Annotated in this window: 20 protein-coding genes; 13 read left to right on the top strand and 7 right to left on the bottom strand. The window is 54.7% G+C overall.

The features are described 5' to 3' along the window. Positions 1 to 285: 285 nt before the first annotated feature. The 3 genes from C0623_06990 to C0623_06980 all read left to right on the top strand — a co-directional run bounded on the left by C0623_06990 (position 286) and on the right by C0623_06980 (position 3,512). Positions 286 to 1,194: an ABC transporter substrate-binding protein gene (locus C0623_06990; protein PLY00600.1), complete on the top strand. Its 909-nt coding sequence runs from the start codon at positions 286 to 288 to the stop codon at positions 1,192 to 1,194. Next, positions 1,184 to 2,773 (top strand): hypothetical protein, encoded by a 1,590-nt coding sequence (locus tag C0623_06985; protein ID PLY00599.1) that lies wholly within the window; start codon positions 1,184 to 1,186, stop codon positions 2,771 to 2,773. The genes C0623_06990 and C0623_06985 overlap by 11 nt, the downstream gene beginning before the upstream one ends. 151 nt (positions 2,774 to 2,924) lie before the next feature. Then, positions 2,925 to 3,512 (top strand): hypothetical protein, encoded by a 588-nt coding sequence (locus tag C0623_06980; GenBank protein ID PLY00598.1) that lies wholly within the window; start codon positions 2,925 to 2,927, stop codon positions 3,510 to 3,512. Between the two features lie 141 nt (positions 3,513 to 3,653). Here the strand turns inward: C0623_06980 and C0623_06975 are convergent, their stop codons facing one another. From C0623_06975 to C0623_06955, 5 genes are all read right to left on the bottom strand, one after another. Beyond that, positions 3,654 to 4,193: a hypothetical protein gene (locus C0623_06975; protein PLY00597.1), complete on the bottom strand. Its 540-nt coding sequence runs from the start codon at positions 4,191 to 4,193 to the stop codon at positions 3,654 to 3,656. Next, on the bottom strand, positions 4,190 to 4,519 hold the full coding sequence (locus C0623_06970) for an ArsR family transcriptional regulator (GenBank protein PLY00596.1): 330 nt from the start codon (positions 4,517 to 4,519) through the stop codon (positions 4,190 to 4,192). The genes C0623_06975 and C0623_06970 overlap by 4 nt, the downstream gene beginning before the upstream one ends. Before the next feature lie 91 nt (positions 4,520 to 4,610). Beyond that, a complete protein-coding gene (locus C0623_06965) occupies positions 4,611 to 5,837 on the bottom strand; it encodes a DNA polymerase IV (protein PLY00595.1) in 1,227 nt (408 codons plus the stop codon). Next, complete coding sequence (locus tag C0623_06960; GenBank protein PLY00594.1) at positions 5,834 to 6,085, bottom strand: hypothetical protein; 252 nt, start codon at positions 6,083 to 6,085, stop codon at positions 5,834 to 5,836. The genes C0623_06965 and C0623_06960 overlap by 4 nt, the downstream gene beginning before the upstream one ends. Before the next feature lie 218 nt (positions 6,086 to 6,303). Then, on the bottom strand, positions 6,304 to 6,906 hold the full coding sequence (locus C0623_06955) for a LexA family transcriptional regulator (GenBank protein ID PLY00593.1): 603 nt from the start codon (positions 6,904 to 6,906) through the stop codon (positions 6,304 to 6,306). A 573-nt stretch (positions 6,907 to 7,479) separates the two neighbouring features. On the opposite strand from C0623_06955, the gene hrpB reads away from it, so the two are divergent. Beyond that, positions 7,480 to 9,951, top strand: coding sequence for an ATP-dependent helicase HrpB (gene hrpB, locus C0623_06950; GenBank protein PLY00592.1), 2,472 nt, complete (start codon positions 7,480 to 7,482; stop codon positions 9,949 to 9,951). Positions 9,952 to 9,957: 6 nt separating this feature from the next. On the opposite strand, the gene C0623_06945 is transcribed toward hrpB, so the two are convergent. Further along, on the bottom strand, positions 9,958 to 10,146 hold the full coding sequence (locus tag C0623_06945; GenBank protein PLY00591.1) for a hypothetical protein: 189 nt from the start codon (positions 10,144 to 10,146) through the stop codon (positions 9,958 to 9,960). A gap of 184 nt (positions 10,147 to 10,330) precedes the next feature. On the opposite strand from C0623_06945, the gene C0623_06940 reads away from it, so the two are divergent. From C0623_06940 to C0623_06930, 3 genes are all read left to right on the top strand, one after another. Next, positions 10,331 to 11,332, top strand: coding sequence for an alcohol dehydrogenase (locus C0623_06940; GenBank protein PLY00590.1), 1,002 nt, complete (start codon positions 10,331 to 10,333; stop codon positions 11,330 to 11,332). 169 nt (positions 11,333 to 11,501) lie between these two features. Further along, entirely contained in the window at positions 11,502 to 12,620 is a 1,119-nt protein-coding gene (locus tag C0623_06935) for an AI-2E family transporter (protein PLY00589.1), read from the top strand. 114 nt (positions 12,621 to 12,734) lie between these two features. Further along, entirely contained in the window at positions 12,735 to 14,582 is a 1,848-nt protein-coding gene (locus C0623_06930) for an ABC transporter permease (GenBank protein PLY00588.1), read from the top strand. Positions 14,583 to 14,653: 71 nt separating this feature from the next. Here C0623_06930 and C0623_06925 read toward each other — a convergent pair whose 3' ends face one another. Next, positions 14,654 to 15,340 (bottom strand): metal-dependent hydrolase, encoded by a 687-nt coding sequence (locus C0623_06925; protein PLY00587.1) that lies wholly within the window; start codon positions 15,338 to 15,340, stop codon positions 14,654 to 14,656. 291 nt (positions 15,341 to 15,631) lie between these two features. On the opposite strand from C0623_06925, the gene C0623_06920 reads away from it, so the two are divergent. From C0623_06920 to C0623_06895, 6 genes are all read left to right on the top strand, one after another. Further along, positions 15,632 to 16,801, top strand: a complete 1,170-nt coding sequence (locus C0623_06920) for a hypothetical protein (GenBank protein PLY00586.1) — start codon at positions 15,632 to 15,634, stop codon at positions 16,799 to 16,801. 223 nt (positions 16,802 to 17,024) lie between these two features. After that, complete coding sequence (locus C0623_06915) at positions 17,025 to 18,512, top strand: DUF2779 domain-containing protein (protein PLY00585.1); 1,488 nt, start codon at positions 17,025 to 17,027, stop codon at positions 18,510 to 18,512. Between the two features lie 22 nt (positions 18,513 to 18,534). After that, entirely contained in the window at positions 18,535 to 19,521 is a 987-nt protein-coding gene (locus tag C0623_06910; GenBank protein PLY00584.1) for a hypothetical protein, read from the top strand. A gap of 56 nt (positions 19,522 to 19,577) precedes the next feature. Then, positions 19,578 to 19,898 carry a hypothetical protein gene (locus tag C0623_06905; GenBank protein ID PLY00583.1) on the top strand — a complete coding sequence of 107 codons (321 nt, stop codon included), beginning with the start codon at positions 19,578 to 19,580 and terminating at the stop codon, positions 19,896 to 19,898. A 49-nt stretch (positions 19,899 to 19,947) separates the two neighbouring features. After that, positions 19,948 to 20,517 carry a hypothetical protein gene (locus C0623_06900; GenBank protein PLY00582.1) on the top strand — a complete coding sequence of 190 codons (570 nt, stop codon included), beginning with the start codon at positions 19,948 to 19,950 and terminating at the stop codon, positions 20,515 to 20,517. Continuing rightward, positions 20,381 to 20,815, top strand: coding sequence for an IS200/IS605 family transposase (locus C0623_06895; protein PLY00581.1), 435 nt, complete (start codon positions 20,381 to 20,383; stop codon positions 20,813 to 20,815). The genes C0623_06900 and C0623_06895 overlap by 137 nt, the downstream gene beginning before the upstream one ends. Positions 20,816 to 20,923: the final 108 nt, after the last annotated feature.

Genomic DNA, 20,923 nt, shown 5'->3' with positions numbered 1-20,923 from the left:
TGAGAAGAAAAACGGCTTCTTATTGATAGAGACATTTAGGACGACAAAATGATGGTCACCTGGATCAACTTCGGGTGGCAATTTCTTAAATGTCAGGGATTCTGGGAACTTGACGTTTTCCACCTATTCCAGGTCCGACAACAATGCAGCAGGATATTCAAGAAGTATCGACCGTTGACCTATCTTGAGTTAGAGCATATATTGGTTTTTCTTCATAAAGGGTGATATCTTAGATTCTGAGTGGAATCATGGACGTTGACCACAGGCCAACTGATATGACTGCAGATGGCTTCTTTTTTTGATCTGTCTATAAATGGGAAGGCTTACGGAGAGGGCTATATGGACCAAAGGTATAAACTGTTATTACCGGTTCTGTGGGTGCTTATTTTGATTTTAGTCACTGCCTCTGCGGTATCTGCCGCGACCGTAAAAATAGGAGGAACCGGCTTTGGACTGGAAATGATACGCATCCTGGGAGATGCCTACAGGAAGAATCATCCTGAGGTAGTTTTTGTCGTTCCCCCCAGTTTGGGAAGCAGTGGCGGCATTAAGGCCCTCATGGCTGGAGCCCTCGACATTGCAATCAGCAGTCGCCCTTTGAAAGAGAATGAAAAAGCGCAGTCCTTACAGGACGTGGCTTTTTTAAAAACCCCCTTTGTTTTAGCTGCCGATCCTCAGGTTGACAAGAAATTCTTATCCATTAATGAGTTAGAGAAGATTTATCGCGGAGAAATTAAGTCGTGGCCGGACGGTTCCCGTCTCCGCTTAATACTCCGTCCAAAAAGTGAATCGGACACAAAAATGATCATAGGGCTGTCTCCTGAGATGGGAGCCGCCGTTGCTGCTGCACATAAGAAGGAGGGTCTAATTCTTGCGATTAACGACCAAGATAATGCTTTGGCCCTTACGACCACTCCAGGGGCATTAGGATTTGCCTCCCTTTGTCAAATTTTGACCGAACGACTGAATCTTAATGTTTTGGTATTTAACAATTTGACCCCCACTATAGACGCCTTGGCTGATGGTTCTTATCCTTTAAGCAAAACATTGTATCTGGTGACCACGGAAAAACCCTCTCCCCTGGCTCTAAATTTTCTTGCTTTCATCGTTTCGGATCAAGCGAAAGAGATAATAACCAGTTATGGAAGTCTTCCGCTGACGATGAGTCAGCCGTCGTTTCTAAATGAAAAATAGATCTTCTACAATAAATATAATCAAGCGATTAAGTCTTGCTTTCTCACTGGCTATAGCGTGTATTCCCCCTTTGACTTATGGGATGTTTTCTTATCAATACCTTCAAGGTTCCTTAGTCACTGAGGCGGAGATAAATAGCCGTTTAGTCACCGAGATCATCAATAGCAACCCTGACCTATGGGAGTATGAGACTCTACGTCTGGAGGGGATATTGTCAAGACGCCCTGGCAGCGGGGAAAAAGAAATCCGCCAGGTTGTGGATCTTCAGGGGAAGATAATTGCGGAAAGTAAAGATACTTTGTCGCCACCCCTGATAATGAGGTCTCACTTGATCATGGATTCAGGAGTCGAAGTTGGCAGAATAGAGATCATTCGTTCCCTGAAGCAATTCCTTCTGAATCTCGGAATATTTTGCGCAGTCGGATTGGCCTTGGGATTGGGGATTATGGCCCTGATCAGTTTACCAATCCGATCTCTTCAGCAAGCAGAAAAGGAGCTTTTGCAGAGCTATAAGTTACAAGAAGAAACAAGCAGACTAGGCAGAGTCGGTGGATGGGAGATTAATATCGAAACCGGAGAAGGTCATATGACCAATGAAGTTTATCGAATCCATGAACTCAGTCCGGATGACAAAATGAACCTTGCCGACGGTATTAATTTTTATTCTGAATCATCAAGGCCAGTTATCGAAAAGGCGATTCAAAGAGCTATCGAAGAGAATGAATCCTATGATCTTGAACTTGAGATAATTACAGCAAAAGGCAACTCTCGGAATGTTCGTGCTATCGGTATACCTGATCTGGAGAATCAGAGACTTTATGGTTTTTTTCAAGACATAACAGAGAAAAAGAAGTTTCAAGAAACTCAACTCCGCTCAAGTCAACTTGCCGCTTTGGGGGAAGTTGCCGCCGGGGTTGCTCATGAAATCAATAATCCTATCAACGGTATCATTAACTATGCTCAGTTGTTAATCAATAGAAACGATGAAAATGACAGATCAAACCAAATCCTTGAAAGAATCATGAAGGAAGGAAACAGAATTGCAAATATCGTTCATAACCTGCTGAATTTTGCTCGCAAAGATAGAGATGAGGTTACTTCTTTTAACTTAATGGACATTATTGTCGAACCACTCAATTTAAACGCACAGTTTTTCAAAAAAGATGGGATTCACACTGAGGTTGAAATACCAGAAGACCTGCCAGAAATCTCTGGTAACAAAATGAAACTTGAGCAAGTTGTCTTAAATCTGCTGAGCAACGCACGTAATGCCTTGAATAACAAGTTCCCCGAACCATCTAACGAAAAGTTTTTGGTCATTGATGCAAAATCAACCAGCAATCAAAATGGTGGAAGCGTTCAGTTAAGAATCAAAGACTCAGGCTGTGGAATCCCAAAAGAGGATTTGGACAAGATCTTCAACCCGTTTTTCACAACCAAGGAAGCAGGCGTTGGAACGGGACTTGGCTTGAGTGTTTCGCACGATATTCTGGAAAATCATGGCGCAACGATTTCTATTGATAGCCAAGTCAATAAATTTACGCAGGCAATAATCACCTTTCCGGTAAAAGCTAAGTAAATCGAAAACGGTACTGATTAATAGACTTATATCTGAGGGACCGTTTTTATAAATCACGACATTTAAGAAAAACACTCGAAATAAATTACAGTTTCCTATATATCCTCTCGCAACTCATTCTCAGATTACCTAAGGATTTATAATAAGGTTCATGGATCTGTTACTGCAAATCTGGGGCGGTGGCCTCTACCTCCTTAATAAAATATTCTTTGCCACCGCTGAAGGCCGGGTTGAGTCAACCAAGAGAAATCTGCGGATCATCGGTTGGGTCGTTTACATCCTCGGCGTGCCCGCCTGGGTGATCATCCTCGTCGGTAAGCACGACTGGATCGCCGCATCCATTGAAGCCGGTGGCGTGCCGGCGATGCTATTTGGTCTCTACAATGTTTATCGCAATCCGGAAATCCCCAACCGGGCTTTTGATAGGTTCGCTACATTTTGTACATACGCGTTTCTGGTGCTGGGTGTCGGTTACAGTCTTTACGATTACGGCGGGGTTGCGACCCTCTCGCAGGTGCTTGAAATCGGCGTGATGGCCGGGTTCCTGGTCGGCAGTATCCTGTTGGCCAAGAAAAATCTTAATGGCTGGCTATTTTTTATGTTGATGAACGTCAGCATGTCGTCACTGATGTTCCTGCAGCACAAGCCACTGTTGGCAACCCAACAGCTCGTGTCTCTCGGTTTTGTTATTTACGGGTTTACGGTTGCTTTTCGCAATGCGAAGCAGGGAGTGGTTTGACGCTTGACGTTTCAAGCAGCGAGGTAGGCGATGAATGGCCAGGCAACCAGGATGATCGTCACCAATGCCAGGACGACAAGAAAGGCGATGAAGATTATCATCAGGATTTTTGGCAGCATTTTATTCTGACCTCCATTTAGATCATTCTTTCAATCTAATTTTAATCAGGAAATCACTCAGTTTCTCTTTCTGGCCTTCAATTTTTGCCCAACGCCTGATCTCTTCCAAGTCAATATTATTGTTGTTTGCAACATCCAGGGCTTGTTCCAGGCATTGTCGGTCATCCCAGTGGAAGTAAGCAGCCAGCCGGTCCTTGATGCAGTCAGTTGCTGAGAGAATGTTGAGGGTGCCGGTGTCGTAGGTGCGTTGGATGATCGCAGCAGGGGGTTCACTGCCAACGGCAAGCGGCCCGGACGGGAACTCCAGGAAGAATTCGGTTTCCGGATGGCGGAAATAACGGTTGTGTTCACTGAATCCGATTTTTGCCAGCACCCGTTTCAATTTGCGTCTTCCTGCTGCCATCTGTTCGATGAAGTCAAGGTCGTATGAAACGAATTTGCCGTTGGTGTGGATCGAAACGCACGCTCCGCCGGTCAAAGTGACAATGATGCCATTTGCTTCAAGGTGTGAACTGATGTAAGCAGCTAACTCCCCTATACTCATTTCCCTGATAGCCGTCACAATGGTTTGCCTTTACGTCTTGGGCGGCTTCTTTCGGGGAAGAGGCGATCCTTTTCAGCTTCTGGATAAAACTCCAGAGCTTTTTCCAGAAGGGCTTTTAACTCATTCAGAAGAGGGTAGCGTGGATTAAAGCTGTAGAGGCGGGTGCGGCCGACCATTCGGCTGTAGACCACGCCGCCCTGTTCCAGTTTCTCCAGCTGGTTTTGGATGGCGCGTAAATCGGTGCCAAATAGTTCGGCAATTTCTCGTGGATATCCTTCTGTCCGGGCTTCAAGGAAGATTAAAGCTTTTTCCCGGTTTGCTGTTCCAAATAGTGGCTCGAGCATAATATCACCATGACTAAAAAAATGAATCATATGACGTAATTATTTAGTCATAATGATAATGCTGGTAAGTTTGTCAGTCAACCTGTTTTTTTTACTCCACGTTGACATGCCGAATCCCCTCCGGGCGCCAGGCCGGTGAGATGACCCGCGCGCCGCGCTCGCTTTTCAGCACGCTGCCATGCGCTATGGTGAAATTGCCGTAGCGGTCGTTGACCGCGTCCATCGCCTCGGCGATCATCTCCTTGCGGTGCTCGTCCGGGAAGAGGGTGTACTGGCGTACGTGATGACGCAGGCTGCTCAGGCGGACGCCGAGCAGGCGGATCGGCTTGTCGAGCGGGAATTTCTCGAGGATGTTCAGCACGGCGTGATAGATTTCGTCGCTCCGGTTGGTATACCCTTCGCCGGTTGCGCGGATGCTCTGGGTTTCGAAGTCGTTGTCGCGCACCGTCAGGGTGATGGTCCGGCCGGTGACCCCATAGCGGCGGGCGCGGCGGCCGACCATCTCCGACAGGCGCAACAGGTAGCGGCAGACCTCGTCGCGGCTGTCGATATCGTGCGGCAGGGTCATGCTGTGGCCGACCGACTTGACCTCGTCCTTCTCCGACGAGGGGATGACCGGTGAATTGTCGATGCCGCGGCCCATGTCGTGCATCTTTTCACCGTTGATACCGAACCGTTTCTTCAGCACGTGGCGCGGAAAGCGGCCGAGTTCGCCGCAGGTCGCGATGCCGAGGGTGAAGAGGTGCTTCTGCGTTCGTTTGCCGATGCCGCAGAGTTCGCCGACCGGCATCCTCTCCAGAATTGCAGCGACCTGATCGGGCGGAATAACGGTCAGCCCGTCCGGTTTCTGCATCTCCGAGGCGAGTTTGGCCAGTAGTTTGTTCGGGGCGATGCCGACCGAACAGGTGATGCCATAGCGGTGCAGAATGCGGGCCTTGATCTGCATGGCAATCCGTTCGACCGAGCCGAAGATCTTGAGGCTGCCACTCAGGTCGAGGAACGACTCGTCGACCGAGAAGACCTCGACCAGCGGTGTGTAGTCGCGAAATATCTCGTTGATGCCGGTCGAGGTGTCGGTGTATTTGCGGTTGTTGCCGACCACCAGCTTAATCTGCGGGCAGCGCTGCTTCGCCTCGTAGATGGTCATCCCGGTTTTGACACCGAAGGCGCGGGCCTCGTAGGAGCAGGTCGTGATGATGGTGCGGGCGCCGGAACCGATAATGCCGATCGGCTTGCCGCGCAATGCCGGGTTCGACTGCTGTTCGACGGCGGCGAAAAAGGCGTTCATGTCACAATGGAGGATCGTCCGGTACTTCATCCGTGACCGACCTCGAGAGCGGCGAGCAGCCAGAGCTGGTTAGCGGTGTTGTAGACCAGTTCGTACAGGTCGGTCCCGTCGCTGACCGCGAAGTGCAACGAGGTGGTATCGCCCGTACTCTCCTGCCAGCGGTAGGTGATCTCGCGAACGGTATACTTTTTCTGTTTCCAGTCGAACCAGACCGGTTTGATCTGATTGCCGGGGCCGAAGACGGCCCCGACCCGGACCGGGGCGTTGATGTTGTTCATATTGAAAAACCTGTAAAACGTCAATCTGGGCCACGAAGACACAACGACACGAAGAAGAACAAATACGTTGAATCTTTTTAACGGAGAGACGCAGAGGTGGAGAGAAATTCAAAAACGCTTTTGGGTTAAGGTTAAAAGGCCTCAAACTCTTGGTTTTCTTTGCGTCTCTCCGGCTCTCAGTTAAAATCGATTTTGGCTTTCTTCGTGTCCAATCGCATTTAAAACTGTCTGAACAGCCCGACCAACTTGCCGACGATGCGGGTCTCGCCATCTCCCGGTGTCACGATGATCGGCTGCATCGTCGTGTTTTCCGGCTGCAGGCGGATGTGGCCATTGCCGCGATAGAAGCGCTTCAGCGTCGCCTCGTCATCGACCAGGACGGCAATGATGTCGCCGTCGGAGGCTGTCTGCTGCGGTCGGATCTGTACCAGGTCGCCGTTGAGGATGCCGGCCTCGATCATCGAATCCCCTTTGACCTGCAACAGGAAATCACCGCTGCGTCCGCCGGTCCGGTCGACCGTGAAATAACCGTCGATCTCCTCGACCGCCGGTTGCAGGGCGCCGGCGGCAATCCGGCCGGCAATCGGCAAAGCCAGGCCATTTCCCTTCTGTCCGACGATCCGGATGCCGCGCGAACTGCCGGCCTCTTTTTCGATGAAGCCTTTTTTCTCGAGGGCCTGCAGATGCTTGAGCACGCCGAGCGTGCCGCTCACATTGAGGTGTGCGGCAATCTCCCGCAGGGTCGGCGGATAGCCCTGCTGTTGTAAATGGTCGCTGACGTAATCAAGGACCTGCTGTTGGCGGCGGGTGACCGGTTCCATATATGATCTCCATTGGTTGTCATTTGATAACCTATCATCGCAGGAAGGATGAGTCAAGATGATAGCTGGAGGTTATCCTGTCATTCCCGATTGGAATCGGGAATGACAACACTTTTTGAGGGCAGTGTCCCCCCCTGAAGACAGAAGACAAGAAGAACCGCGCGGTCGCGGCCGCACACTCCGCCATACTCTTTTATTGAGCCATAAAAGAGTATGCAGAAAACGGCTCCCGTGCCGGGGGCTTTTTGTGCAACTGGGTTTGTTTTTGTTCAACTTTGCTGCCAGGGAGTTTGCCTTGAGGCAAACACTGTCTCTCTCCGTGGCGGTTGCGGTCGGGCTGCGGTTCAGTGATCGCGCTGGCGGAAGCGACCTCAAGAGCTCCGGGGGTGAGTCAAAATCATTAATGGTCTCCCAAACGGAGTCTAAAAGTTGATGGGGACACTACCCGCAGTTGAGGGAAGTTTCCCCTGAGAAAACTTTTCCTGGACAAACGTGAATAAGTAAGGAGCCTGCCGGACGATACCGGCAAACTTGTTCTTGCCATTCCTGGTTCATTGCGGTATCTGATGCAGCATGACGAATTCCGCCACGGCACCGACCGGTCAATTCCCGGTCGATGCCTCCCTGCCACAACTTTTGACCGCTCTGAAAGATCATCCGGTCGTTATCCTCGAAGCGCCGCCGGGTGCCGGTAAAACAACCCGGGTGCCGCCGGCCCTGCTTGAATTTCCCGAATTGAATGACCAGAGAATCCTGATGCTTGAACCGCGGCGCATCGCGGCGGTCGGGGCGGCTGACTTCATGGCCCGGCAACGGGGAGAAAAGGTCGGGGCGACGGTCGGCTACACCATCCGCTATGAGCGTAAATTCTCCTCCGCGACCCGGATCGAGGTGGTGACCGAGGGTGTCCTGACCCGCCGCCTGCAGTCCGATCCGGAGCTGGCCGGGGTCGGTATTGTCATCTTCGATGAATTTCATGAACGCAACCTGCACAGCGACCTCGCCCTGGCGCTCTGTCTCGATGCGCAGCAGGGGCTGCGTCCCGATCTGAAGATTATCATCATGTCGGCGACCCTGGAAAGTGACGCGCTGGCAACGAAACTCGGCGGGGCGCCGGTGATCCGGAGCGCCGGACGGATGTTTCCGGTCGAAACCGTCTTTGCGCAACAGGATATTGAACCCCGGGCGATTGTCGCTGCTGTCGTCGCCGCGACCGGGCAGATGCTTGAAAAAACGGACGGCGACGTTCTGGTCTTTATGCCGGGTGCCTATGAAATTGACCGCGTCGTTGAACACTTGCGCCACATGTATCAGGATATCGATCCCTGCCCGCTCTACGGCGGGCTGGCGCTGGCCGATCAGCGACGGGCGATCGAGCCTGGAGACAGACGCAAGGTGGTGGTCGCGACCAACGTCGCCGAGACCAGTCTGACCATCGAAGGGGTCAGGGCGGTGGTCGACAGCGGCCTCGAAAAACGGCCCCGTTTCGATGCCGCGCGGGGCCTGACCATGCTCGAAACAGTAAGGATTTCGCAGGCGAGCGCCCGGCAACGGAGCGGCCGCGCCGGCCGTCTCGGTCCCGGCTATTGCTGCCGGCTCTGGTCGGAAGGGACGGACGGGGCGCTGTTGCCGCAGGCGCCGCCGGAAATTGCCGTTGCCGACCTGGCGCCGCTCGCCCTCGACCTCGCCAGCTGGGGGGTGACTGACCCTGACAGCCTGACCTGGATCGACCCGCCACCGACCGGGCATCTGAAGGCCGCCCGATTGCTGCTGCGGCAGCTCGGCGCCCTCGATGGGAAGCAGCAGCTGACCGACCTCGGGCGCCAGGTCGCAGTGTTGCCGACGCATCCGCGCCTGGCCCGCCTGCTGGTCGCGGCGCAAAGAGCAGATTGCCCGGCGCTCGGGGCCGACCTGGCGGCGCTCCTGGATGAAGGGCTCGGGCGTGGAAAACTGGGCGACCCGTTGAAAGATCTGCAGCAAGTCGGCGGCAACAAAGCCCCGGCCGCTGTCAACCGGGCATCGCGATTCTGGCGGAAGTGGTCAGGTTGCGGTCCGCAGCCGGCAGCTGTGGACAGCCGACTGGTCGCCAGGCTGCTGGCGCTCGCCTGGCCCGATCATATCGCCCGCCGGCGCGCCGGCAGCCAGGATCAGTACCTGCTCGCCAACGGCATGGCGGCCCGGCTCGATGCTTCCTCGCCCCTGCGTGGGCAGGACTTTCTCGTCGCGGTTGATCTGCATGGCCGTTCACGCTCCGAGGTGCGTATCGCGGCGGCCGTCGGCCTTGATCCGGCCGTCTTCGAAGAGCTGTTCGGTGCCGACATCGCCTGGCAGAAAGAGGTCGAATGGGACGAGGTGCAGCAGCGGGTCGTCGCCCGCGAACTCCGGCGGCATGGTGCCATCGTTCTGCAATCCCGACCGGCCCCGGCCGAACCGGAGGATGTCAAAAAGGCTCTGCTCGGCTGGATCGCCAGAAAGGGTCTGGCGGTTCTGCCCTGGAACAAAGAGACTGAACGGTTGCGCGACCGGCTCCTTTTCTTCGCCCGGCAGCTCGATGATGATCTGCTTGACTTCGGCGACGAGGCCCTGCTCAGTGGCCTGGAACAGTGGCTCGGTCCTTATCTCGACAGCGTCCGGACCGTGGCCCAGCTGAAACAGGTCGATCTTGCCCAGGCGCTGCTGGCGCGTCTAGACTGGGCGCAGCGGCAACAGCTTGCGGCGCTGGCGCCGGAGCGGCTCCAGGTGCCGGGCGGCTCGAACGTGCGCATCGATTACTCCGGCGAGCAGCCGGTACTGGCGGTCAAGCTGCAGGAACTGTTCGGCCTGGCCGAATCACCGTGCATCGCCGGCGGCAAGGTGCCGGTCCGGATCCACATGCTGTCACCGGCCGGTCGGCCGCTGCAAGTGACCAGTGACCTGAAGAGTTTCTGGGAGAACGGCTACCCGGAGGTGAGAAAAGAGATGAAAGGGCGCTATCCGAAGCACCCCTGGCCGGAGGATCCGTGGAGCGCCGAGCCGACGCGACGGACCAGGCGGCGGAAGAAGTGAACAGGTTCAGGGCTCCTGGCGGCTTTGCCGGAAAAAACTGACCAGAAACTCGCCATCTTTCGGTGAAAGGTCGTAGGTGAAGATTGCCTGCTGCACCAGTGGCTGCAGCGGCTGATCGGCATTCTCCTCGAGCTTGGCGGAGACCCATTTGACCGCCTTGCGCAGGTCGTCTCCATCCGGGATCAGGTTGCTCATGATCTATTCTCCTCCTCTCGGGCTTCTGCCCGGTTCTCCATTGTAGCAGATTGCCGTCGTTGTCGATTCGATGCATCCTATGAAAAGCCGTCAACCATGTTTTTGTCAAGCATGAAAAGTTGCACTCGGAGCTGCAGAACCTATACTTGAGAAAGAAATGACAAAACAAATAGGAGATTCGACCATGATCAAGGCATATGCAGCTTCGGAAGCAGGCGGAGAATTGCAACCGTTTGAATACGATCCCGGTGACATCGGCCCGCACGAGGTCGAGATCGATGTCGAATACTGTGGTATCTGCCACAGCGATTTAAGCATGCTCGACAACGAGTGGGGGATGAGCCAATATCCCCTGATTCCCGGCCATGAGGTCGTCGGCACGGTGGCGGCGACCGGCAGTGCCGTCACCGCCTTGCAGCCCGGCCAGAAGGCCGGTCTCGGCTGGCATGCCGGCTATTGCATGACCTGTTCGACCTGCATGAGCGGCGATCACAACATGTGTTCCGATGCGCAGGGGACGATTATCGGCCATCACGGCGGCTTCGCCGACAAGATCCGCGCCCAGGCGGCGAGCGTCGTGCCGCTGCCGGACGGGATCGATCTCGAAAGCGCCGGTCCGCTGTTCTGCGGTGGCGTCACCGTGTTCAATCCGCTGCTGCAGTTTGACGTACAGGCGACCGACAAGGTCGGCGTTATCGGTATCGGCGGCCTCGGCCACATGGCGATCCTTTTCGCCAGCGCCTGGGGTTGCGAAGTGACCGCTTTTACCTCGAGTCAGGCGAAACAGAAAGAGGCGAAGGAAATGGGCGCCGACCATGTTGTCGATTCCCGCGATAAGGATGCGGTCGCCGCCATCGCCGGGCAGCTCGATCTGATTATCTCGACGGTCAACGTCAAGCTCGACTGGAATACCTATCTTTCGACCTTGAAGCCGCGCGGCCGGCTGCATTTCGTCGGCGCCACTCTCGACCCGCTCGACGTCGGCGTGTTCTCCCTGATTCCGGCGCAGCGTTCGATCTCCGGCTCACCGGTCGGCAGCCCGGTCACCATCGCCAAAATGCTTGAATTCGCCGCCCGGAACCAGATCAGGCCGGTGGTTGAAACCTACCGGTTCGACCAGGTCAACGAGGCGATCGAACGGCTGCGCAGCGGCAAGGCGCGCTACCGGGTCGTGCTGACGAAATAGAACGTACGGAAAAAAGGTGCAACGGACAGCTTCAAAAGGGGACAGGCTGCTTATCTTGATATGCAGCCTGTCTTTTTTTGTTTTCGGGCGGTAATGCTGTAGTATTGTAGGCGTTATTCGGGGTTGCAGGTGTCGACCCCGGAAAAGCCTGAAAGGATAATTCGATTCGATGAACGACAAACCGAAAGATATTGGCAGCGATATCGACCGTATGGAGCGCCGCTCGTTCCTGATCGCCATGGCAATGGTGAGCGTTGCCTTCCTCTACCTGTTGGCTCCGTTCTTCGGGGCGATCTTCTGGGCCTGCGTCATCGGCCTGCTGTTCAGTCCGTTGCAGCGCTGGTTGCTGCAGCGCTGGGGCGAACGGCGCAACCTGGCGGCCCTGGTCACCCTGGCCGCGTGCCTGACCATCGCGGTGCTTCCGGCGCTGTTTATCACCACCTCGATCGTCCAGCAGGGGGCCAGCCTCTATCAACGCCTGCAGTCCGGCGAGATTGACCTCGGCCAGGCGGTCGAGCGGGTGCGGCAGGGCTTTCCGCTGGTGCAGCAGCTGCTCGACCGCTTCAATATCGACTTCGCCACCCTCAAATCGGCGCTCTCCTCGGGGGCCGTCGCCACCAGCCGCTTCCTCGCCAGCAACGCCGTCGAGTTCGGCCAGAATACGGCGCAGTGGTTCGTCAGCTTCGGCCTGATGCTCTACGTCGCCTTTTTCATGCTGCGCGACGGTGCCGCCCTGGTGCGCCTGCTCGGACGCGCCCTGCCATTGGGCGATGCCCGCGAGGAACTGCTGTTCGCCAAGTTCGCCGAGGTGACCCGTGCCACCGTCAAGGGCAATCTGGTCGTCGCCGCGGTGCAGGGCTCCCTGGGCGGCATCACGTTCTTTTTCCTCGGACTTCCGGCGCCGCTTCTGTGGGGGGTGGTGATGACCGTATTGTCGTTGATCCCGATGGTCGGCGCCGGCCTGGTCTGGGCGCCGGTGGCGCTCTACCTGTTTGCCGTCGGCAGCTGGATCAAGGGGTTGGTGCTGGTCGGTGTCGGTGTCGGCGTCATCGGCCTTGCCGACAACGTCTTGCGGCCGCTGCTGGTCGGACGCGACACCAAGCTCCCTGACTACCTGGTGCTGCTCTCGACCCTCGGCGGTTTCGCCCTGTTCGGCATCAACGGCTTCGTCGTCGGTCCGCTGCTCGCCGCCCTGTTCATCGCCTTCTGGCAGATCTTCATGCGCGAGTTCAACGTGACGGCAGACGATACAGGAGAGGAGGGGGCGGAGGCGCAGACCGGGGAATAAGGTCTGCTGCGCCGTTGCATGAGTTCAAGCCAGGGTCGTTTCCGGCCGACTGCCGGCAGCTCTGCCCGAATAAACATAAAACGATCCGACCCGAGTTTTGTTTGATCCGGAGGAATGCTGTTGAAATACCCGCCGCTGGCGACTGACGCTAACCCGCCCCCGAAACATTTTTTCGATGTTTTCCGCTACAGCCGGCGCGCCCTCGAGCTGGTCTGGTCGACCAGCCGCCGCCTGGCGCTGGTCTTCGCCGTGCTCACCCTGGTCGCCGGAGTGCTGCCGGCGGCCGTCGCCTGGATCGGTCAGATGATCGTCGACGGCGTCGTTGCCGCTATCGGGCAGCAGCAACAGACCGGCAGCGCCGACACCACCTACGTGCTGTTGTTCGTCGCGGCCGAGGCCGGGGTGGTGGCGCTGATCGCCGGGGCCCAGCGCGGTATCGCCACCTGCCAGGCCCTGCTGCGGGCGCTGATGGGCCAGCGCATCAACCTGATGATCCTCGAGAAGGCGCTGACCCTGAAGCTGGCCCACTTCGAGGACTCGGAGTTCTACGACAAGCTGACCCGGGCCCGGCGCGAGGCGTCGACCCGACCCTTGAGCCTGGTCACCCGGACCTTCGGCCTGGTACAGAATGGCATCTCGCTGCTCAGCTACGGTGTGCTGCTGGTGCAGTTCTCCCCCTGGACCGTGCTGATCCTGATCGGCGGCGGTATCCCGGAGTTCCTCGCCGAAGCGAAATTCTCCGGCGACAAGTTCCGCCTGTTCCGCTGGCGCTCGCCGGAAACGCGGATGCAGATGTACCTCGAGACGGTGCTGGCGCGCGAGGATTACGCCAAGGAGGTCAAGCTGTTCCGTCTCGGGCCGAAGCTGCTCGAGCGCTACCGGGCCATCTTCGCCCGGCTGTTCGCCGAAGATCGACGGCTGACCCTGCGTCGCGACAGCTGGGGCTTCGTCCTCGGGCTGCTCGGCACCGTCGCCTTCTACGGCGCCTACGGCTGGATCGCCCTGGCGGCGATCGGCGGCAGCATCAGCCTCGGGCAGATGACCATGTACCTGCTGCTGTTCAAACAGGGGCAATCGGCGGTCTCGGCCAGCCTGTCGGCGATCAGCGGCATGTACGAAGACAACCTTTACCTCTCCAACCTCTACGAGTACCTCGAGCAGCCGGTGCCGGCAAGTCCGGGGTCGCTGCAAAAGGGCCCGGAGCCGGGCGACGGCGTGCGCTTCGAGCGCGTCAGCTTCACTTATCCCGACAACGACGAACCGGCCCTGCGCGAGATCAGCCTGCATCTTAAGCCGGGGACCAGCCTGGCGCTGGTCGGCGAGAACGGCTCCGGCAAAACCACCCTGATCAAGCTGCTGACCCGGCTCTATCAACCCGATTCCGGGCTCATCCTGCTCGACGGCCTCGATCTTCAGCAGTGGGACGCCGCTGCCCTGCGGGCGCGGATCGGCGTCATCTTCCAGGATTTCGGCCGCTACCAGTTCCTGGTTGGTGAAAATATCGGCGCCGGCGACATCAACCATTTCGAAGACCGGGAGCGCTGGCAGGAGGCGGCGGAGAAGGGGATGGCGAAGGAGTTCATCGACAAGCTGCCGCAGCAGTACGACACCCAGCTCGGCAAGTGGTTCAAAGGGGGGCGCGAGCTCTCCGGCGGGCAGTGGCAGAAGATCGCCCTGGCCCGCGCCTTTATGCGCTCCGGAGCTGACCTGCTGGTCCTCGACGAGCCGACCGCGACCATGGACGCCGCCGCCGAGGCGACCGTGTTCGAGCATGTGCGTGATCTGAGCCGCGGCAAGATGGCGGTGCTGATCTCGCACCGCTTCTCTACCGTCCGCATGGCCGATGAGATCATCGTTATCAGCAAGGGCCGGATCGTCGAGCAGGGGAGCCACGCCGAATTGATGCAGCTCGGTGGCCAGTACGCCTACCTGTTTTCCTTGCAGGCCGAGGGTTATCGGTAACGAAAGGATGGTTTATCGGCCCGCCGGCAAACCTGTCCCGACCCCGACCGTATTTTCCCTCTCCAATCGATCTAGAATTCGAAACTTTCGCCCGGGTTCAGGACCTCCACCCTGGTATCTGTCTCCGCCTCGACCCGGTCTTTCCAGCCCTGGGCGTCCTGGTTGAGCAGGTCGAAGGTATTGTAATGGATCGGGATGACGACCTTCGGCCGCAGCATCTTCACCGCCTTCAGCGCATCATCGGGTCCCATGGTGTAGTTGTCGCCGATCGGAATAGCCGCCACATCGAGCCCTTCATCGCCGATCAGCTGCATATCACCGAACAGCCCGGTGTCCTGCGCCGTATAGAACTTCTTGCCGTCGTTGGTGCTCAACAGGAAGCCGCAGGGATTGCCGCCGTAAGAACCATCCGGCAGCATTGAGCCGTGCAGAGCGAGGGTCAGCTTGAGATAGCCGAAGGGATGCTGGAAGCCACCTCCGAGGTGCTGGCCGTGGACGTTCTCCAGCCCCTGCTGGCCGAGCCAGGTGGCGATCTCGTGGTTGCTGATAACCAGCGCGCCGGTCCATTTGGCAATGTCGATGGTGTCGCCGACGTGGTCGTCGTGACCGTGGCTGACCAGGATGAAGTCGGGAGAGACCTTGTCTGCCGTGGTCGAGGCGGCCGGGTTGCCGCTGAAGAAGGGGTCGATCACCAGCTGGTGACCGCCGGTCTCAAGGCCGAGGGTCGCGTGTCCGTACCAGGTCAGTTTGTTCATCATTTTTCTCCTCTCTTGGGTTGACGGGTTTTCGATCTGTTTAGATCAATATCCTTTATAACAGTTGGAGCGGGTTCGCAAGTGACGATCTGGTCGGATCAATTGTTCCTGTGATCTTTCAGTTTGTTGCCGGAGTACAGCCGGCACAGCAGTAAATTAAAGCAGAAACGAAAAATGATATAAATTACCGTAAATGATAGGAGGTCTTTACATGCGCAATAGCGGGGTGTAGTATTGGCGTATAGCAATGCACAGGAATGAAAACAGTTGATCAGGCACGGATAAAGGCGGCTCATGTTGCAAATTGTTGAAAAAACACTTAACCTCGATTTTCCGCGGCGGCAGCATCTGCATGTCCTGTCCTGCCAGCTGCCGAATTATCTCGAACGGCACAAGCTGCTCTATCGGTTGGCCGATAAGGATCAGAACTGGCAGAACGTCCGCTCGGTGATCGAATTGGCGATCGGCGGGAAGGGGAGTCTCAAGAAAGCCAATTTCATCTTTTTCCCGGAAGCGATCCTGCCGCATGAGCACCTGACAGAAGCCCTGCATCTCCTTGATCAGCTGCGTCCCGATACGGTTGCGGTCCTCGGTCTCGGCCCGGTCGACCTGGCCTGCTACAAGGCGCTGCTCGAAGACTTTGCCGATGACAACAGTGAAGTCCTGAACTCGGTCATCGAGGATCTCGACAGCGGCGATTTGGAGAACCTGCCGGTCAACGCCTGCATAACCGTGGTCAAGGAGCACGATGGCCGCCAGCGGGTCTTCTTCGAGGCGAAAAGCCATCCGTTTGTCGGTGAGGAGAATCTCGACAGCGATCATTATCTTTACAGTGGCAAAATCTTCCCGTTTTTCCGCTGCCAACCGAGTTGCTTCAACTTCATGGCCCTGATCTGCATCGATTACATTTACCGAGATATCTATCAGTCGAATATCAACGTCATCATCGAAAAAGCCAACCAGCTCTTCTTCGAAACTCGCCAGAAGCTCGATCTGCTGGTCGTCATCGAATGTAACCCGAAACCGGAGCACCGGGCCTTCGGTGATGTTGCCAGCGGATTTTACGGCGAGTACCTGGCGCGGGCGCCGGGCGTCAACGATACCGTGACCGTCTTTTGCAACACCTCGACGGAGACCGTCAGTCCCGATGAGCCGGCCGGCACCCGCTTCGGTCATTCGTCGGTGTTGATTCACAAGAACCACAAGCTGAAGCAAGTCCGCATGTCGGAATACTCGACCGACGATTTCGACGGCCGGCCCCTGGGGCGATTACGCTTCGGTGCAGCGACCCGGCTGCACTATTTCAGCCTTCCGTTCTTCCATGAAATCGACCCGCGTACGACCCGGACCCCGATCAAGGTTCACGCCATTTTTGAACCTGACGACGATGGTTGGAAGCGCATCCACAGTGAGAATATGATCGAGGATCCGGACCCACAGTCGCTGACCATCTGCAAACGATAGCCGGGAACCACCTGCGGTCGCTGTTGCGATTGCAGCTCGCCGTAGCAGGTGTTTCTTGACAGTCTCGAATCATAACCGTATGGTGTGACTTGTATTTTGGAGGGGGATGCCATGCGATTCAATCGTTTTACCCGCAATAATTAATCGATAACCAAACCGCCCGATCGGCTAAATGCCGATGGGCGGTTTTTTTGTTTTGAATTGAGCTATTAAGGTTGGATAAATGAGTCGAGCAGGCCTCAGTAAATCACTCATCCTCAAGGGTATCCAGTGCCCAAAGGCGCTGTACCTCCAGAAGAATTCGCCCGATTTCGACATCCCGGAGGATCCGGCGCGGGAGGCGAAGTTTCGTGAGGGAACGAAGGTTGGCATTCTGGCGCAATCGCTGTTTCCCGGCGGCACCGAGGTGCCGTATGAGGGGTTGTCGGTGGCCGAGCAGGTGGCACAGACACAGGCGCTGATCGAGGCCGGCGTCGATGTCATCTACGAGGCCTCGTTCGTCTACGACGGCATCTTCGTCAAGGTCGATATCCTGGTGCGCGACGGCGACGCCTGGCAGATTCATGAAGTGAAAATGTCGACCTCGGTTAAGGAGGTCAACCTCAATGATGTGGCGATCCAGTTTTACGTGCTCGGCCAGTCGGGGCTGCTGATCTCCGGAGCGTACCTGGTGTATATCAACAACCAGTACGTGCGCCTGGGGGAGATCGACGTCAAGCAACTGTTTGCCGGTGAGGATGTGCTGGAAGAGACGGTCATGCGTCAGGCCGGCCTGCCGGAGCTGATCGACGAGCTGCGTACCGCCTTGCTCGGTGATGAGCCGCAGATCGATATCGGCCCGCACTGCAGCGATCCCTATGAATGTGACTTTATCCCGTATTGCTGGCAGCATATCCCCGAGAACTCGATCTTCGATCTCAAGGGGCGTGGCATCAAGAAGTTTGATTACTATGAGCGGGGTGTTATCCGCTTCGAGGATATCCCGCTTGCCGAACTCAACAAGGCGCAGCGCCAGCAGGTCGCGGCGACCTTGAATCAGGAAGATTCGGTCGACCCGGATGCGGTGGCGGCCTTTCTCGACACCCTCTGGTATCCGCTTTACCACCTCGATTTCGAAACCTTCAATTCGGCGGTGCCGCTGTACGACGGCACCCGGCCGTACCAGCAGGTGCCATTCCAGTATTCGATCCACGTGCAAACCGAAGCCGGCGCCGAGCCTCAACACTTCGAGTACCTGGCCGAGCCGAACGTCGATCCACGCCGCGAGCTGGTCGAGCAGCTGCTCGCCGTGATTCCGGCCGATGCTTGCATCCTCACCTACAACCAGACCTTCGAGAAGGGGGTGCTGCGCGAGCTGGCGCTGCTCTATCCCGACCTGGCAGTGGAGATCGAGGCGCGGCTGGAGAACGTGCGCGACCTGATGGTGCCGTTCCGTCGGCGGGATGTTTACCGCTGGCAGATGCGCGGTTCCTATTCGATCAAGGAGGTGCTGCCGGCGATGGTGCCTGAGCTCTCCTATGCCGGGATGGAGATTGCCGATGGCATGGCGGCGATGCAGGCGTATCATGATATGTGTGCGTTGGAGCCGGGGGCGGAGCTGGGTCGGTTGCGGGCGGCGATGTTGGCGTATTGCGAGATGGACACGCTGGCGATGGTGAGAATATTGGATGAAGTTTTGAGAGTGAAAATCACGAATTCTATTCGTCATTAGAATTCATATGGGGTGTGTGAATATGGAATTTGCGTCTGATATTGAAAACATCGATCTTGAATCTATTATCAGTGTGTTAACCGGGAAGTTCGACAACATTGAATCAGTTTATCTTTTCGGTTCAAGAAGATTTGAATCCGGAAGCACTCGCTCTGATATCGATATTTTGATAACTACAAATAAGCGCATAAAGCCCTACATGCTAAGGGATTTCTCAATGAAGTTTTGTCCAGCCCTTGATATTTTTATTCTGGAGGACGGTAAGGCGGTAAGTGTAACGAACGAAAGTTTCATCGGTGCTGAAAGTAACGAATCAATTATTCAAATGCTAAATGCAGTTATGCTGTTTGATAGAGATATTGGGAAGTCTGATTTTTTAAAAAGTATGACAGCGCTTGAATTAGATAGCCGAGTGGACCACAAACCTACAACGTTGCCAAATTCAAGTATTGACTCAAACCAAATTCATGCTCTTCGTAAATGTTTTGAAATGGCAAATAGAGATGGATTGCCAACTAAGCCATTTATTGGAAAGGACTTTGAAGAAGCACGAGATTTTATTGTTTCAATATTGAAAGATTTAGTGCCCGCAGCACAATCTGTATCAGGTCATGGCCAGGCAAGACGAGGGTGGACCAGTAATTTGAATAGCGAATATGATTTTCAGAATTTGTTTTGGATGACTGTTAAACCATGGCTTCCAAACCTAGCTAGGGAGGAGGTCGCTATTATCTATGATGGGCAAGAAAAGCATTCCGATTTTAGTCTTTTTGAGAGTCAGATCATTATAGAGATGAAATATATTAAAAATGATGGTGATAAAAGAGGAATTGTAAAAACCCTAGAGGGTTTGTGTAGTTTTTACCAGCAACATCCTAGAGTGAAAGCTCTAATTTTTTGTATTTATGTTGAAAAAGATGTTGAGCTAGATGATCGAAGGTGGGAAGTGGATTATTCATATAATGAACATAGTCCTAGTGTGAATGCTGTTGTAGTTAGAAATCTGTAGGGAGTAGTTATTTGAGTAATAAAGTTGTCAATAATAATTAGAATTGGAGGGGTATCATGAACAGTGAAAAATACACTTTAATCAGAAATGCCATAATTAACAAACAACAAGTTGTAGCTACATACAATGGTTGTCTTCGTGAAATGTGTCCGCATGCCATTGGTAAGAAGAATGGAAGAGAGCAAGCACTGTTTTACCAGTTTGGAGGTGAGAGTAGTAGTGGAGTGATTGTTCCAGGTGCACCTCAGAATTGGCGATGCATTCCTATTGGAGGTTTGGAGAATATAACCGTTCGAGATGGTGAATGGCACACCGCGGATAATCATTCAAAATCCCAAACCTGTGTAGATGATATTGATGTTGAAGTTGTTATCTAGATGACGTTGTATTTTTATTACTATTTATAATGTTTGAGGTAGGGAAAGTATGAGGATTTCCAAGCTAGCTATTAAGAATATCGCTTCTTTCTCGGATTTTTCGTCTGATGTGGAACTGAAAAAAACAACTTTGCTTTTTGGTACTAATGGGTCTGGAAAGTCCACTATTGCATCTTTGCTGCAACTAATTGAAAGGACTAACTCGGCTATTGATCAAGAAGAGGCAATTAAGGAATTAAAAGCATATATATCAGACAAGGCATCCAAAGAGGATATTACTGGGGAATCAAAAGTCAGTATTAGATTTAACGAAAACTGGGAAAGTGTAAAATATTTAAAAGCCACAAATACACTGAGTTTAGTACGAAGTAGAAACCCCCGTCCTCTGGACGGGGTCAGAGACCTTTGGCTTTGCCAAAAGGGCTCATGGCAATCCATATTCAGGTGTTGTTCCCGCAACGACCTGAACAGAAAGGAAAGCCATGAGCCGTTTTCGGAAGTTAACACATGCCATATGGCACTGCCAGTATCATATAGTTTGGGTGCCAAAGTATCGTTTTCGCATATTGGAAGGGGAATTGGCCCAGGAAGTTCGAGCGTGTATTCGGATATTCAGTGAGCAAAGCCACTGCGAGATTGTTGAGCTGAATATTCAGAAGGACCATGTTCACCTGATCATCATGGTTCCGCCGAAAGTCTCCGTTTCGGAATTGATGGGGCGCCTAAAAGAACGTTCAGCGATACGCATATTGAAGAATCATCCCAATTTGCGAAAGAGACGCTACTGGGGCAATCATTTTTGGGCGCCTGGTTATTGTGTGGATACGGTTGGTTTGGATGCAGAGATGATCAGACGCTACGTGCGGTATCAAGAGCAGCATGAGAAGAAAGTGGAACAACAGCAACTCAAATTCTAATTGTTGTGGACGTGGGAACAACGCTCCGGTGACCCTCTTTGGGGGTCACCGGCACCGCCCCCTCTGGGGGCGCCTTTAAAGCCCCGTCCTCTGGGCGGGGTTTTTTAC

It is taken from the genome of Desulfuromonas sp., assembly GCA_002869615.1.
In the GTDB taxonomy this organism is placed as follows: Bacteria; Desulfobacterota; Desulfuromonadia; order Desulfuromonadales; family UBA2294; genus BM707.
Note: the sequence above shows the minus strand (reverse complement) of the source record. Positions and strands in the feature narration are given on the sequence as shown.